Here is a 13747-nt window from a genome sequence, read left to right on the forward strand (position 1 = left end):
CCATTTATTTTTACGTTATCGTCAGTATCTGTAACTTTCTTTTTGATTAAACCTGCCGCATGATATTTCAGCGCGTGACAGTGATGCAGTTTTGATGGTCCATCCACTATCATACCATGTTTGTGAGAAAAATGAACGATATTCTTATTCTTGAGCAATGTCAGCGGCTGTAATCAGCACTTCACGGGGTTTGCTGCCCTTCGCTTCTGAGATCATGCCTTCGGCTTCCATCATGTCAATCAGCCTCGCAGCGCGGTTATATCCGATTCTGAACCTTCTTTGAAGGCTTGAGGTGCTGGCGCTGTTTTGCTCCACGACGAATTGGCACGCCTCAGGAAACAGTTCGTCTTCTTCCTTGAGGGCGGTTCCCTGCCTGATCAGTTCTTCCTGTTCAAACAAATAAGAAGGCGGCAGCTGCTTTCTGACATGAGAGACGACGCGGTCAATTTCTCTGTCGGATACAAAGTTGCCTTGCAGGCGCACCGGTTTTCCGGTACCGTTTTCCCAGTACAGCATGTCGCCTTTTCCGAGCAGCTTTTCCGCTCCCGCCATGTCGATGATCGTTCTGGAATCTACCTGGCTTGAGACGGAGAATGCAATCCTCGTCGGTATGTTTGCCTTAATCATTCCGGTAATGACATCGACAGACGGACGCTGTGTCGCGACAAGCAGATGAATGCCACAGGCTCTCGCTTTCTGCGCGATTCTGGCAATGCTTTCTTCCACATCGTTCGGCGCGACCATCATTAAATCGGCAAGCTCATCAATGACCACTACGAGGTACGGGAGTTTTTCGCCTGTCTTATGATCGGCGGTTAATTCATTAAAGCGGCCGATATCTCTCACACCCGAATGGGCAAACAGTTCATATCGCCGTTCCATCTCTTCCACAACCCATTTTAATGCGGCGGTCGCGGCTTTGGCGTCCGTGATGACGGGACTGACCAAATGCGGAATTTGGTTATAAGGGGCAAGCTCGACCATTTTCGGATCAATCAGAAGCATTTTGACATCACTCGGATCCGCCTTATAAAGCAGACTGACCAAAATGGTATTGATGCAGACGCTTTTTCCCGATCCTGTCGCACCCGCTATCAACCCGTGCGGCATCTTTTTCAAATCAATGACGACCGGGTTTCCGGAAATATCGACACCGAGCGCGGCTGTAAGCGGAGACGGATTCGTCCTGAAAGCGGCGCTTCTGATCATCTGCCTTAAATCGACGACTTTGCTTACACGGTTCGGAACTTCAATGCCGATCGTGTTTTTACCGGGGATCGGCGCCTCAATCCGAATATCCTTGGCAGACAGGCTCAGTTTTATATCATCTGCTAAGTTTGTAATTTTGTTCACTTTCACTCCGGGCTCAGGATGCACTTCAAAACGTGTGACGGACGGGCCTTGTGTGACATGAACGACTTGGGCGCGCACATTAAAGTTTTTCAGTGTAACGTTTAAAAGCTCGCGCTGTTCTTCAATCCACGATTGGTCGTCATGTCTTTGCGCCGGCGGTACGTCCAGAAGCGACAGATTCGGAAAGACATAGCTCGCTCCGCCCTCCGGCGTCTTCGTCTGCTTGTGTTTATCGCTTTTAAGCATCATGACGTTAAACGGAACATTGCGCTCTTTCGGCCGCTCCGCTTTTCTCACAGTCTGAGGCTGTCCGGGATGCTCCGTTTTTTCTTCGGCAGGCCGGGACGGGGCATCGGCCGTCTCGATGCTTGCAGGTTCAGGCTCGGGCTCTGAATGCCGCGTGACTTCATTGTACTCAGGCTGAGAGTCTGCTTCCTGTTTCGCGTCGGTTTCAGCTGATTCGGGCTTGTCTTCAGACTGCGGCTGAACTTCCTCATCGTATCCGGGTTCTGTGTATGTATACACCGGTTCTTCTCCGGTTTCAAAAGGCGGTGCTTTTTCCGGCTCAGACTCCTGATATTCCTCCTGCGGCGCCGCTTGTTCCTCTGTGTTTTCAGCCGTTCGGGATGCTTCATACTCAGGCTCTTCAATAGGCTGCGGGCGGGTTTGTTCATGCTCTTGTTCTTCTGTAAAGCCGGCAGACTCCGCGCTTTCCGTGTGCTCCCGCTCTTCAGCCTGCTGCGGTTCTGGTGCTGCAAACACTTGCTCTTTTGCATTCTCAGCCTCGGTGTGAAGCTCCTCTTTTTTAACGGCCTGGATTTCTTCCGTTTCTTGTTTCACAAACGGGTCTGGCCGGTCATTCGTCTGTTTTGTTATGCCGGATGTTGTGCAGACGGGCTCTTTTTCGGTTTCCTGACCGGCTTTTGTCGGAACAAATTGCTCCTCTGACAGCAGTGTTACGTTCTCTTCACGCCGCTTTTCGGAAATAGGCGCTTTTTTTATGCTGTGCTGAGATTGAAAGCCGTAAACCGGTGAAGGAATGGATGACGGTTTAAAGGGCTTTTTCACCGTATCAGGCTCTTTATGTGTATGCTGTTTCCGCTCGGTTTGCTCCTTCCCGGCGGCATAATCCCGGGACGGCTGGCGGCGTTCGTGCCTTTCCCGCTGTCTTTGGTTTTGCTCCGTTCGCTTATAGCCGTCCGGAACGACGGGGAAGCGGAAATTCCCTTTCGGATATTCGTAATATATTTTAGGATCTTCCATGCGCGTGAATTTGCCTTCTGGCTGATCCGGTATCTGCTGTTTCGGGATTTGGGCATGCGTGTTCGGTTCACGTTCATGCTCTTCTTCTTTTTCACCTAAAAATAAGTCAAAAAATTTATTCAGCCAACTCATGTTTAATCACTCTCTAACTCCCTTTTTAGTAGTCTGGGACGATATTAGTATACCATTGCCGGGCGGCTCAGAAAAGATTAAGCTCCCAACTGAAGAAAGCCGTTAAGCAGGCCTGCTTAACGGCTTTCTCTCACATCATTCGATTCTGTGCGCTTATTTATGGGAGTTAGAATTGAAATGCTTCGCCGGCCTCGCGGCTGTCTTCAAGAACAAGAATCCCTTTTTCTGCCGGCGCATCCGGCAAAGCGAGTTCTTTCGCGGAGCAGATCATGCCGCTTGACGGAACGCCTCTTAATTCAGCGTCTTTAATCACAAGCCCGCTCGGCATTACCGCGCCGACTTTAGCGACGACGACTTTTTGCCCTTTGTCCACGTTCGGCGCGCCGCAAACGATTTGAAGGGTTTCCTCTCCCACATTCACTTGGCAGATATTCAGTTTATCCGCATTCGGATGTTTTTCTTTCGATTCAACGTGACCGACAACAAATTTCGGAGAAAGGTCAACCGTCAGCGTTTCTGAGACGCCGTTTCTGTTCAGTATTTCATTCACATCCTGAACGAATGTCTCAGACAAAGCGACGGGGCCGTTGTCCTCAATCTGTAAGTAAGAAGACACGTTAAAAATGTTAAAGCCCGTCGTTTCTTTTGTTTCTTTGTTAAAGATTCTGACGACATCGCCTTCTCTTTCATAGCCGATTTCTTCGCGTGCTGCATCTTTAAGAGAGATCAGAAGCGTATCTCCCACACCTTCTTTATTGTAAAAAGCGTTCATAAGAAAAATCCTTTCTAATCCTTTTTCGGCCGGCTTTTCGCCATGATAAACACAGGTTCCAGTCTGCCTTCATTATACAGAAATGAAAGGGCCGTAATCGGCACCGTGCCGCTTGCAAAGAAGCTCATGGACATTTGCCCTAAAATATCATAACCCGATTCATTTCGAATGTCAGCAAGTATTAATACATCCTGGTGCGGGACGGAAATCGCCAATTCGCCTTCAGCGGCCTGCTTGTATTCATGAAGAATCGAATCATTGAGAATCCGGCTGGCGTCATAGCCGTCATTCGCCCTGAAAAAATAAAAATAATTGTCCGCAACCCTATCCTGTTTCACGACCGAAGGAAGAGAGCGGAGATTGAATGACGCCGTCTCCCTGATGCGTTCTTTTGTCCAGTTTTCTTTCTCGAGCATCCGGCTGTCAATTAAGCGGTACGTCTTACCGAGGTCAAGCGCGTAGTAGATTCTTGTTTCGGCCGTATGGTCATCATACACGAGCGGAATGCCGTCGCTCGTTTGATCGGGAAATGATGTGGAGCGGATGACCGGATAGATTCCGGCTTCCTTTCCGGACATCTCCTGTCCGCTGCCTTCCATCGCCTCCATTGCTTCTGACACATAGTAGACGATTTCGTCGATCGCTTCTTCTTTTTTCGTCTCCCACTTCGCAATGATCGGCGGGAGCTCCAATGTGATGCCTTTTTTGGTCGTTTGATCCTCAACACGGAGGGTGTCTTTTTCTCTGTCAAAAAAGAAGGATCGGTTCTCGTGCTGCAGGCGCTGTTTTAATAAATCCGCCAGCTTCCTTGAGGTCATTTTCAAAGCCCGTGGCCTCCTTTATGCTTTAGCAAGGGAATCGGTTAAAAATTGCTCAATTTCTTCTTTTGTTTTACGGTCTTTGCTGACGAAGCGGTTCACTTCTTTTCCTCCGTTAAACACAACAAAACTCGGAATGCCGTAAATTTCCCATTCCGCGCATGTATCAATAAATTGATCGCGGTCTACGTAGTAATAAGTGAATTCAGGAAAGTCCGCTTCCAGCTCAGGGAGAAACGGCTCCACAAAGCGGCAGTCCGGGCACCAATCCGCTGAAAACATAAATACCGCCCAATCGTCTTGTACCGCTTTTTGCAATTCTTCCGTGCTTTCAATCTTTTTCATTGTCATTCCTCCATCTGGATTATGAGTTTTTTATATGCTGATGTTTGTCCAATTGGATCATACCAGACTGTGTACGGCAAGACCAACTATATGCAATATCATTATCATATTTCATTTGCATTATCAAGCAAGTTTCGTTTACCATTTTGCTTGTAGCCGTACGAAAATCTGAATATGTACATAAGGAGGGGCAAAAGATGCAGTTTGTCGTGTATTTAGCGGGTGAAATCCACAGTGATTGGCGGGATGAGATCAAACAAAAAGCAACGGCGCTGGACCTGCCGATTACGTTTGTCGGCCCGATGGAAAACCATGAACGCTCAGACAATATCGGAGAAGAGATTATGGGCGTGCAGCCCGATTCTGTTTTAAAAGACGCCAGAGCTTCTGATATCAACAATTTCCGTACAGAGGTGCTGATGGAAAATGCCGATTTTGTGATCGCCCTGTTTGGCGCGAAATATAAACAGTGGAATACCGCAATGGATGCTTCTTATGCCATCGCAAAAGGAAAGCCGCTCATTCTCATCCGTCCGAAAGAACTTCATCATCCGCTGAAAGAGCTTTCCGGAAAAGCCAATATCACGGTCGAAACCGTCAATCAAGCGATGAAAGCACTCTCTTATTTATTTGAAACAGAATAAGCAGGCCGCCTTTATGCGGTCCTGCTTATTTTTTTACACATTTTCTCTGATCGTTTCGACCGTCTGTTTGTCACTCGCCATGACCAGCTTAATGAGCATTTCTTTCGCCGCGGCATAATCATCGACATGGATGATAGCGGCATTTGTATGAATGTATCTTGAACAAATGCCGATGACGGCAGACGGAACCCCGCTGTTTGATATGTGAACCCGTCCGGCATCCGTTCCCCCGCCTGAAGCGAAATATTGATAAGGGATATTGTGCGTTTCCGCCATATCAAGGACGAACTCTCTCATCCCGCGGTGCATGACCGTCGTTCTGTCGAGAATGCGGAGCAGCACCCCCTCGCCGAGACGGCCGAACAGCTCCTTATCGCCGCTCATATCATTTGCCGGGCTGGCATCAAGCGCGAAGAAGAGATCAGGCTGAATCATATTGGCCGCTGTCTGCGCCCCTCTAAGGCCGACTTCCTCCTGAACGGTGGCCCCGGCGTACAGATTGTTCGGCAGGTCTTTTCCGTGCAGCTCTTTTAATAGTTCAATGCTTAACCCGCAGCCGTAGCGATTATCCCACGCTTTGGACAATATTTTCTTCTCGTTGGCCATCGGGGTGAACGGGCAGACCGGCACGACCTGCTGTCCCGGTCTGATTCCCATTCTGACCGCGTCCTCTCTGTCATCGGCACCGATATCAATCATCATATTTTTGATCTCCATCGGCATTGCGCGCTGGGCATCTGTTAAAATGTGGGGCGGGATGCTTGAGATGACGCCGATAATCGGTCCGTTATCCGTCTGCACCTCGACGCGCTGGGCAAGCAGCACCTGACTCCACCAGCCGCCGAGCGTCTGAAATCTCAGCATGCCGTTATCCGTAATCTGCGTTACCATAAACCCGACTTCGTCCATATGGCCGGCTACCATAACGGTCGGCGCATCTTCAGCGCCGCGCCTTACTCCGAAAACACTTCCGAGTCTGTCCTGCACGATGTCATCCGCATATTTCGCAAGCTCCCGTTTCATAAAGGAGCGGACCTGATGTTCATTTCCCGGTGCGCCGGGAAGCTGCGTCAGCGTCCGGAAAAGCGTTTTCGTTTCCTCATTCATATTTTCCCCTCATTTCTATGTAATGCTTTTATTTTATTAGAAAAACAACCGTTTTCCAAGCGCTCAGATTGAATGGGCTGGAAAACCGCCGCTTTACTTAACACCGTCTGGCATCTTCTGTATAATAAAAACTACGACATAATTGGAGGTGCTTCATATTGAAATTACGTCATTTTCTCTTAGGTGCAGGAGTCGGATTATGCGCTGCCATCGCAGTTAAAAAGTATGCGATGAAACCTTATATCTCTTCAGAAAAAGCGCTCCGTATCGTGAAAGCGGCTTTTAAACAGCGCGGGCCGATAGACGGATCATGGATTTACACAGAGCCCGAGCCCTACCAGGTAAACGGAGAAACCATCCAGGTATACAAAACCGGCGTGACACGTTCGGCATTCGGCGAACTGGAGCAATATGAAGTTATGGTCAATGCAAAAACAGGCCAGATTGTCGATGTCATTGATTCTGTCGCCTCATAATTCGGACAAGCAAAAAATAAAGCCCAAAACCATCAGCGTTTTGGGCTTTATTCGGTTACATCGGCCGAATTCGTTTATATACGGGGTGCCACATCGCGTCCTGCACCGCTTGGATCAGATCCTCGGGTTCCGTTTCCGCTACACCGTCCTGAATCGCAGCTTTCGCTACAGCTACCGCCACAGTTGCCGATACCGTCCTGAGATCCTCCACTTTCGGAAGCATCGGCGCCCCCGGCTTGCCGACGTCCACCATACCGGCGATGGCATTCGCGCAGGCAACGAACATATTGTCCGTAATGATCCTTGCTTTTGTCACAATCGTGCCGAGTCCGAGTCCCGGGAATACGAGCGCGTTATTCGCCTGTCCGATATGGTAGGTAACGCCGTTATACGCGACAGGCGGGAATGGACTTCCCGTCGTGACAAGCGCGCGGCCTTCCGTCCATTTAATTAAATCTTCAGGTTTTGCTTCTGATAATGTGGTCGGGTTTGACATCGGCAAAATAGCGGGCCGTTTGACATGTGAGGCCATTTCTTTGACGATTTCTTCCGTAAATGCGCCTGATACGGTGGATGTGCCGATCAGAATCGTCGGCTTGGCCTGACGCACCGTCTCCGCCAGATCAATTGATCCGCCTTCACCGCTGCGGCCGTACTCTTTCACTTCATCAGCAGAGCGGGCGTACGGAACCTGAAAATCACGCAAGTCCTTCATATCATCCGTTAACAATCCGTTTCTGTCGATACACCAAAAATGGCTGTAGGATTCATCTTCGCTTAATCCGTCATGCACCATGGCTTCGCGCAGCTGCTCAGCAATTCCGATACCGGCCGTTCCCGCGCCGAAGACGACGACTTTATGCTCTTTTAAAGGCACTTTTGATGCTTTCGCACACGCTAAAACAGCTGCAAGCGATACCGCACCCGTTCCTTGAATGTCGTCGTTAAACGTACAGACTTTATCTTTATACCGTTTTAATATGCCGCGGGCGTTAGCCGTACCGAAATCCTCCCAATGAAGCAGCGCATTCGGGAATGTTTCCCGGGCAAGCGAGACATACTCATCAATAAAGCGGTCATATTTCTCGCCGCGCACTCTTGAATGCTGGTTTCCGACGTAAAGCGGGTCATTTAAGAGGCTTTCCTGATTTGTCCCCGCGTCCAATACGACCGCAAGCACTCGTGACGGATCAATTCCGGCCGCCGCCGTATACACCGCGAGTTTTCCGACAGAAATGGCGATGCCGCCGACGCCCCAGTCACCGATTCCCAGAATGCCCTCCGCATCTGTGGCAACGATTAAGTCAATGTTTTCATTTTTTCCGAACTGCTGAAATGCGGCGCGCATTCCTTCAGGGTCATCTATTGACAAATACAGACCGCGGGGTTTTCTGTACTCATGGCTGTAACGCTGGATCGCAGTGCCGACGGTCGGCGTATATACGATCGGCAGCATTTCGCCTAAATGATCATTTAACAGCCTGTAAAATAACGTTTCATTCCGGTCATGGAGAGCGGTCAAGTAGACATTTTTGCTCAGCTCATCAGGCTGCGAACTGAATTGTTCGTAGGCCCGCCTCGCCTGCTCTTCGATTGTCAATACTTTCGGCGGCAGAAATCCCTCGAGTCCGAGTTCCTCTCTTTCCTCCTGTGTAAAGGCCACCCCTTTATTTAAAAAAGGCGTAGAAAGCACTTCCAGTCCGCGCAAGGTTGTTTTAATTTCTCCGTCTTTCGTCACTTGAAATTGATTCACCTGTCTCTTCCTTTCAAAGCAATTTGTCTTAGGTTTGCTTTTATTCCCGAAATTCATACAGGTAAATCATCGATCCGCCTATTTTTTCTCCCGTCTGACAGATGCAGCCACTTCGCCGTCTTCTCCCCATTTTACCGCTCTGTAAATCGCGTCGTGATAGAAAATCAGCCAGGCATCTTTTTCTGCCGCGAACGTCTGCCATTTCTGCTTTTCTGGAATAGAGGTCATCGGATAATCATCATAGGCCAGCACCCATAACGGATTTTTATGCGCGTTCGTCGGCATCAGGTCGGCAAAATGCACAGCCGTCTCCCCTCCGTCTTCTAAGACGATGACGCTGTGGCCGCCGCTGTGGCCGCCGGTGTGATGCATCGTAATGCCTTCTGTCAGCTGATACTCGTTCTCAAAGGTTTCGACCTGATCTTGTACCGCCTCCCAATTTTCTCTCCAATATGTATTTTTCGATCTGATATTAGGATTTCTCATTTCGCGCCACTCTGTTGCAGAAGTGATAATGCGGGCATTCGGGAAAACAGAGACAAGCTCCTCTCCGCTGTATTCCGTCAAGCCGCATGCATGGTCAAAATGAAGATGGGTCATCGCGGCAATATGAATGTCCTCACAGGAAAGCCCGAGTTCACGAAGAGATTGTTTCAGATTGGATTCCTGTGTTACGCCGTAATTCCTTTTTTGTTTATCAGAGAATTTCCCTCTGCCGATACCCGCGTCAACCAATATATTCAGGCCGTTTTTTCTGATCAGAATCGGGTCTGTTCTTAATTCAATCTGGTTTTTGTCATTTACGGGGTATTTTCTCGACCATAAAGGCTTCGGGACAACGCCGAACATCGCTCCTCCGTCCATATGCGTTACACCGCCGTCCAGCCATGTTAATGAAATATTCCCAATATTCAATGTCTCCATCTTGATCCCTCCTGATGTAATGGTAGCAAATGGCGGCATAAAAAAACAGACTCCTGCATCAGAGTCTGTCTTTTGTTCTCCATTCAACTTCGGCCCGGTAAATCGGCTGGCCGAGCGCGGAGAATTTTTCTTCGTATTCTGTCATAATATTGCCCTTCGGATTGCTGTTGTGCAGATCAAGGCTGACTTCCGTCAGAAGCAGGCCGTATTCGGAAAAGCTTTTCAGAGAGTATTCGAATAAACCGCGGTTATCGGTTTTAAAATGAATCTCACCTGTTTCGCCCATCACTTCTTCGTATTTTTTCAAGAACGTTTTAAATGTTAAACGGCGCTTTTCGTGACGGTTTTTCGGCCACGGGTCAGAAAAGTTTAAATATACGCGCTTGATTTCTCCCCGTTCAAATACGTCATTCAGTGTTTCCGCGTCTATATTTAACAAACGGACATTGTGAGCCTCGCTGTCCTTTACTTTTTGAACGGCAGTGACGATGACGCTTTTAAACAGCTCAATTCCGATATAGTTGATATCCGGATTCTGCTTGGCCATTCCTGAAATGAACTGCCCTTTTCCCGTACCGACTTCAATATGGATCGGGTTGTCATTGCCAAAGACCGTGTTCCATCGCCCTTTATACTGGGCCGGATCACTGATGGCGATGTCAGCGTTTTCTGCCAGAAAATCATTCGCCCAAGGTTTATGGCGCATTCTCATATGATTGACACCTCTATCTATAATTTCGAGTAACAACATACCATGAAACATAAAGAGCCGCAAGCGCCTTTTAAAGGCGCCGGCTGCATAAAAAAAGAGGCTCCCCGGTCCGGAACACTCATGTGATGCATAAAACCGCACCGCTTTGCACAATGTATGACACAGAAAGGATGTGTATATGAATCATGGGCTTAACAAGCGAACATCAGGTCCGGTTATTAAAGGACATATTGGCCGACCATCAATTGGATTGCTGCGGCACGGTTGCCGAGTATGAACAGCTGGAGCGCGTCATCAAATCACTGATGGCCAACACCGGGCTTGATTCAAATATAAAAAACGTGCTCGAGGATGTCTACCGCTACAGCCAGTCCGGCATCACGGCCGATTCCATCGACACGCATATTCAGGAGCACCAAAACCATTTGTCCCAATGGGTGGAGCAGATGGATTCGTACTCCTGACTACTTGACAATCCGCTTCATCAGGGCATGAAGCTCTTCCATGGCATCATGATACGCTTTGTCGTTTCCTTTTGATTTGTGCCAGGCGATGAAGGTGATGGTCTCCGATAACATGTACCATGCCATCCGCAGCCGAAGCCCTTCCGTGAGCTTCATGCCGTACATCCCAAGCCAGCTGTCCCACGCTGGCTCTTCGACGTAATGATACAATAAAGGGCCGAGATCCATGGCCGGATCGGCTATCATGGCGCCGTCCCAATCTATTAAATACAGCTGGTTGTCTTCAGACAGAAGCCAGTTATTATGATTCACATCACAATGGCAAACGACTTTTTCACCGAATTGCACCTGATCCACATGAGCTTCCAAATAAGCAAGGCCTTCCTGAATAAGCGGCGAAAATTGCCGCACGGCAAAGACGGCCTGCTTCAGCTGCGACAAAAGGGTGCCCGGATCAAGCGGTTCTTTTCCCAATCTTTTCAGCATGTCGAGCAAAGCTTTTGATGTGTGGATTTTGCGGAGCAGCTCAGCCACCGGGCGTCCGCTCATATCCTTTGCCTTCAGCTCCCTGCCCGCCATCCAATGCTGAGCCGTAATGACGTCTCCGTTTTCCATCCGTTTCGTCCAAACCAGCTTCGGAACAATGCCTTCGGCGGATAACACGGCTAAAAAGGGCGAGCTATTACGTTTTAAAAAAAGCTGTTGGCCGTTATGTTTCGCATAATATGCATCTCCTGTAGCTCCTCCGGCGGGGAAGATCTCCCAATCGCTACCTAGTAATTGTCCCAACCAGTTCATATCAATGTTCAACCCATCATTTCTTAAAATATTTTAGAATAGGCCTCCAGCCTTTCTCTATTGGCGGAGCGTCCTGTCATAAACAATTTCATGAGAATAAAAAAGACAGCTATTGAGAGTCTCATATGCTAATCAATAGCCGTCCTATAAATTTTAGCGCTACAGCACAAACTTCGTCAAGCAAAACTAGCAAGAACACCTGTGAATTCTGAAGATTTATGCCGGAACCGCTCTTTGCCGTGAAACATTTGACGGGTTTCATTTGTTTATTATGTTTTTATTTTCAACGGCGTACCGCCCGGCATAAGCCGAAACGGCGTCGTTCCGATCAGCTCGCCGTCAGCGTGAAACGGAATTTTCCCATCTGTTTCAAAAACGAATTCCTTCCCCTTTATCATCGTCACTCCGTCCATTTTGATATGCCGGCCGAAGCTCATCGCCCATAAAAAACGATACAGCGAGAAAAAGGACAGGTTTTCTGCGATGACAATATCAAAATGGTTTTGACGGGGATTTGCTGAAGGCGCCGCTTTCATGCCGCCTCCGTAATAAGGGTGATTAGCCGCAATGACAAACCAGACATTGCGGAATTCACGCCTCTGGCCGTCTGCCGTGCAATTAAATCTGAACGGCTGAAACCTCGAGGCCGTATGTAAATGCGCGAGCGGGTAAATCACAAAGCCGAGACGCAAAAACCGAAGAACGCGCGAAAACGGAAAATTCGCCGCTGCTTTCAAAACTGAGGCATCGAAGCCGACAGACAGGTGGTTAATAAAATAAAGTGATTGCGCTTTGTCATGAAAAAAGTTGATGTTTCCCGCAAAAAATTTCCGTGTGAGCGGGCGGTGCAGACTTTTGATTTCTTGGAGAAGCGCCGACTTCTTAATACCGAGCCCTTTGGAAAAGTCATTGTACGAACCGGCAGGCACAAAGGTCAGCTCAATCTGATCCGTTCCTTTCAGTCCGTTAATGACTTCATGCATCGTCCCGTCACCGCCGATGACGAACAGCCGCTTAAGCTTATGATCCTGCATCATTGAAATCTGTCTCGCTAGCACCTCCGCATGTCCGGGATGCCCGGTCAAAAAAGAGCGGTGGCTGACCCCGCGCCTGGTCAGCTCTTTTTGAACTGATTTCCAGACACGCCGGCCCCGCCCGCCTCCTGAGACCGGATTAATAATAAAAAACCATTGACTCATCGTTTGTTTTCACCTGCTTCATAGATGAAGAGACAGCCGCCAAACGTCCGTTTTAATCAAGCCATTCCTGTCTCCGGCTTGAATCGCTCAAGCCGTAAGACAAGAGAGCCTTCGCCGCCTTGAGCTGGTGGTGCTTGATCGGCGCCGTATTTTTCTGCTGCTTTTCCAGCCACTCTGCGGCAGTCCGTTTATCAGCTATTTCCAGCCCGTACGGCGGCTCCGGGTAATCAATATAAGACGTTCTGCTGAGCAAAAGCTTCCGCACGGGAATGTCGGCCTGCTTTTCTTTTACGATTTGCGAAACGACCGAGCCCGTACGGTGCAGGCTGAGAGACGGATTCAATACTTGGCGCGTGCTGCCGGAGCCCCTTTCTTCCCAAAAACGGTGTTTTGATCCGATATATACGCTGTCCTCTTCCGCTTCCATAAAAGCAGCGCAGAAGATCTCCAGCGGCGAGATGATGATCATGCTCAGTTCGACGGACGCCTGCTGAATTTGCAGAACCGGATGATACATCACAAAATAGGAATCGGGCAGCTTTTGAGCCAGCATTTTTAACATCCTGTCCCTTTTGACCGCCTGCGAAAGCTCAGACTTTTGAGAAAGCGTGGAGCTCGCCCATTTTAATTGAAAGTCATACAGCTGATCTTTGAAAAAAGACGCGAGCTCAGACTTTCGAGACGGGAGATTCCCGAACAGCGCCTCTTCTCCCTCCGGCTCATCAAACCATTGGTGCCTCTTTTCATTTATATCGGCCGTATTTTCTTCTTTTCTCTTTTTTAAAGAAAATTTTTTCCTGGCCGGCGCTTGATCGGTTTCCCCGCCTGCAGCCGTTTCCGTTTCTTTTTCTTCCGTCATCCGGTCAAACGCTTCAAGAAGCGCCTTCCAGCGTTCTTTCTTCAGCCGGATAAACTGGTTCATATAATGATATGGATCAAGTTCATATCTGGATATGCAGTCGTGAATTTTGATGATCTGTGCCATGT

At 48.8% G+C, this 13747-nt stretch carries 14 protein-coding genes; 3 read left to right on the top strand and 11 right to left on the bottom strand.

Annotated elements, in window-relative coordinates; translation table 11 throughout:
* Nucleotides 1-144: 144 nt before the first annotated feature.
* The 4 genes from SB847_RS10125 to SB847_RS10140 form a co-directional block, all read right to left on the bottom strand.
* Nucleotides 145-2748: a DNA translocase FtsK gene (locus tag SB847_RS10125; RefSeq protein WP_410561296.1), complete on the bottom strand. Its 2604-nt coding sequence runs from the start codon at nt 2746-2748 to the stop codon at nt 145-147.
* Nucleotides 2749-2914: 166 nt separating this feature from the next.
* Nucleotides 2915-3520, bottom strand: coding sequence for a YtpR family tRNA-binding protein (gene ytpR, locus SB847_RS10130; protein ID WP_003152375.1), 606 nt, complete (start codon nt 3518-3520; stop codon nt 2915-2917).
* A gap of 14 nt (nt 3521-3534) precedes the next feature.
* The gene (locus tag SB847_RS10135) at nt 3535-4344 is read right to left on the bottom strand and encodes a DUF1444 domain-containing protein (protein ID WP_410561295.1); all 810 of its coding nucleotides are present in this window, start codon (nt 4342-4344) and stop codon (nt 3535-3537) included.
* 15 nt (nt 4345-4359) lie between these two features.
* Nucleotides 4360-4683, bottom strand: coding sequence for a thioredoxin family protein (locus SB847_RS10140; protein ID WP_003152373.1), 324 nt, complete (start codon nt 4681-4683; stop codon nt 4360-4362).
* Nucleotides 4684-4880: 197 nt separating this feature from the next.
* Here SB847_RS10140 and SB847_RS10145 point away from each other — a divergent pair, with 197 nt between their 5' ends.
* Complete coding sequence (locus SB847_RS10145; protein WP_410577654.1) at nt 4881-5327, top strand: YtoQ family protein; 447 nt, start codon at nt 4881-4883, stop codon at nt 5325-5327.
* 33 nt (nt 5328-5360) lie between these two features.
* On the opposite strand, the gene SB847_RS10150 is transcribed toward SB847_RS10145, so the two are convergent.
* A complete protein-coding gene (locus tag SB847_RS10150) occupies nt 5361-6434 on the bottom strand; it encodes a M42 family metallopeptidase (RefSeq protein ID WP_410561293.1) in 1074 nt (357 codons plus the stop codon).
* A 158-nt stretch (nt 6435-6592) separates the two neighbouring features.
* Between SB847_RS10150 and SB847_RS10155 the strand changes: the two genes are divergently transcribed.
* Entirely contained in the window at nt 6593-6910 is a 318-nt protein-coding gene (locus tag SB847_RS10155; RefSeq protein WP_003152366.1) for a PepSY domain-containing protein, read from the top strand.
* Nucleotides 6911-6965: 55 nt separating this feature from the next.
* Here SB847_RS10155 and SB847_RS10160 read toward each other — a convergent pair whose 3' ends face one another.
* The 3 genes from SB847_RS10160 to trmB form a co-directional block, all read right to left on the bottom strand.
* A complete protein-coding gene (locus tag SB847_RS10160) occupies nt 6966-8663 on the bottom strand; it encodes an NAD-dependent malic enzyme (protein WP_410561292.1) in 1698 nt (565 codons plus the stop codon).
* 78 nt (nt 8664-8741) lie between these two features.
* Complete coding sequence (locus SB847_RS10165) at nt 8742-9587, bottom strand: YtnP family quorum-quenching lactonase (protein WP_410561291.1); 846 nt, start codon at nt 9585-9587, stop codon at nt 8742-8744.
* Nucleotides 9588-9645: 58 nt separating this feature from the next.
* The gene (gene trmB / locus SB847_RS10170) at nt 9646-10299 is read right to left on the bottom strand and encodes a tRNA (guanosine(46)-N7)-methyltransferase TrmB (protein WP_410561290.1); all 654 of its coding nucleotides are present in this window, start codon (nt 10297-10299) and stop codon (nt 9646-9648) included.
* Nucleotides 10300-10484: 185 nt separating this feature from the next.
* On the opposite strand from trmB, the gene SB847_RS10175 reads away from it, so the two are divergent.
* Nucleotides 10485-10763 (top strand): YtzH-like family protein, encoded by a 279-nt coding sequence (locus SB847_RS10175; RefSeq protein ID WP_003152357.1) that lies wholly within the window; start codon nt 10485-10487, stop codon nt 10761-10763.
* On the opposite strand, the gene SB847_RS10180 is transcribed toward SB847_RS10175, so the two are convergent.
* The 3 genes from SB847_RS10180 to SB847_RS10190 form a co-directional block, all read right to left on the bottom strand.
* On the bottom strand, nt 10764-11561 hold the full coding sequence (locus SB847_RS10180; protein ID WP_410561289.1) for a phosphotransferase family protein: 798 nt from the start codon (nt 11559-11561) through the stop codon (nt 10764-10766).
* A 269-nt stretch (nt 11562-11830) separates the two neighbouring features.
* Complete coding sequence (locus SB847_RS10185; protein ID WP_410561288.1) at nt 11831-12760, bottom strand: YegS/Rv2252/BmrU family lipid kinase; 930 nt, start codon at nt 12758-12760, stop codon at nt 11831-11833.
* Nucleotides 12761-12812: 52 nt separating this feature from the next.
* On the bottom strand, nt 12813-13745 hold the full coding sequence (locus tag SB847_RS10190) for a hypothetical protein (protein ID WP_410561287.1): 933 nt from the start codon (nt 13743-13745) through the stop codon (nt 12813-12815).
* Nucleotides 13746-13747 lie beyond the last annotated feature (2 nt).

The sequence above is a fragment of the Bacillus sp. SIMBA_026 genome (genome assembly GCF_046535335.1).
Classification (GTDB): Bacteria; Bacillota; Bacilli; order Bacillales; family Bacillaceae; genus Bacillus; species Bacillus velezensis.

Excerpts from the sequence above, each read along its gene's own strand:
- SB847_RS10165 (WP_410561291.1), bottom strand. The coding sequence starts at position 9,587 with ATGGAGACATTGAATATTGGGAATATTTCATTAACATGGCTGGACGGC.
- SB847_RS10150 (WP_410561293.1), bottom strand. The coding sequence starts at position 6,434 with ATGAATGAGGAAACGAAAACGCTTTTCCGGACGCTGACGCAGCTTCCC.
- ytpR (WP_003152375.1), bottom strand. The coding sequence starts at position 3,520 with ATGAACGCTTTTTACAATAAAGAAGGTGTGGGAGATACGCTTCTGATC.
- SB847_RS10140 (WP_003152373.1), bottom strand. The coding sequence starts at position 4,683 with ATGAAAAAGATTGAAAGCACGGAAGAATTGCAAAAAGCGGTACAAGAC.
- SB847_RS10145 (WP_410577654.1), top strand. The coding sequence starts at position 4,881 with ATGCAGTTTGTCGTGTATTTAGCGGGTGAAATCCACAGTGATTGGCGG.
- trmB (WP_410561290.1), bottom strand. The coding sequence starts at position 10,299 with ATGAGAATGCGCCATAAACCTTGGGCGAATGATTTTCTGGCAGAAAAC.
- SB847_RS10175 (WP_003152357.1), top strand. The coding sequence starts at position 10,485 with ATGGGCTTAACAAGCGAACATCAGGTCCGGTTATTAAAGGACATATTG.
- SB847_RS10190 (WP_410561287.1), bottom strand. The coding sequence starts at position 13,745 with ATGGCACAGATCATCAAAATTCACGACTGCATATCCAGATATGAACTT.
- SB847_RS10180 (WP_410561289.1), bottom strand. The coding sequence starts at position 11,561 with ATGAACTGGTTGGGACAATTACTAGGTAGCGATTGGGAGATCTTCCCC.
- SB847_RS10185 (WP_410561288.1), bottom strand. The coding sequence starts at position 12,760 with ATGAGTCAATGGTTTTTTATTATTAATCCGGTCTCAGGAGGCGGGCGG.
- SB847_RS10125 (WP_410561296.1), bottom strand. The coding sequence starts at position 2,748 with ATGAGTTGGCTGAATAAATTTTTTGACTTATTTTTAGGTGAAAAAGAA.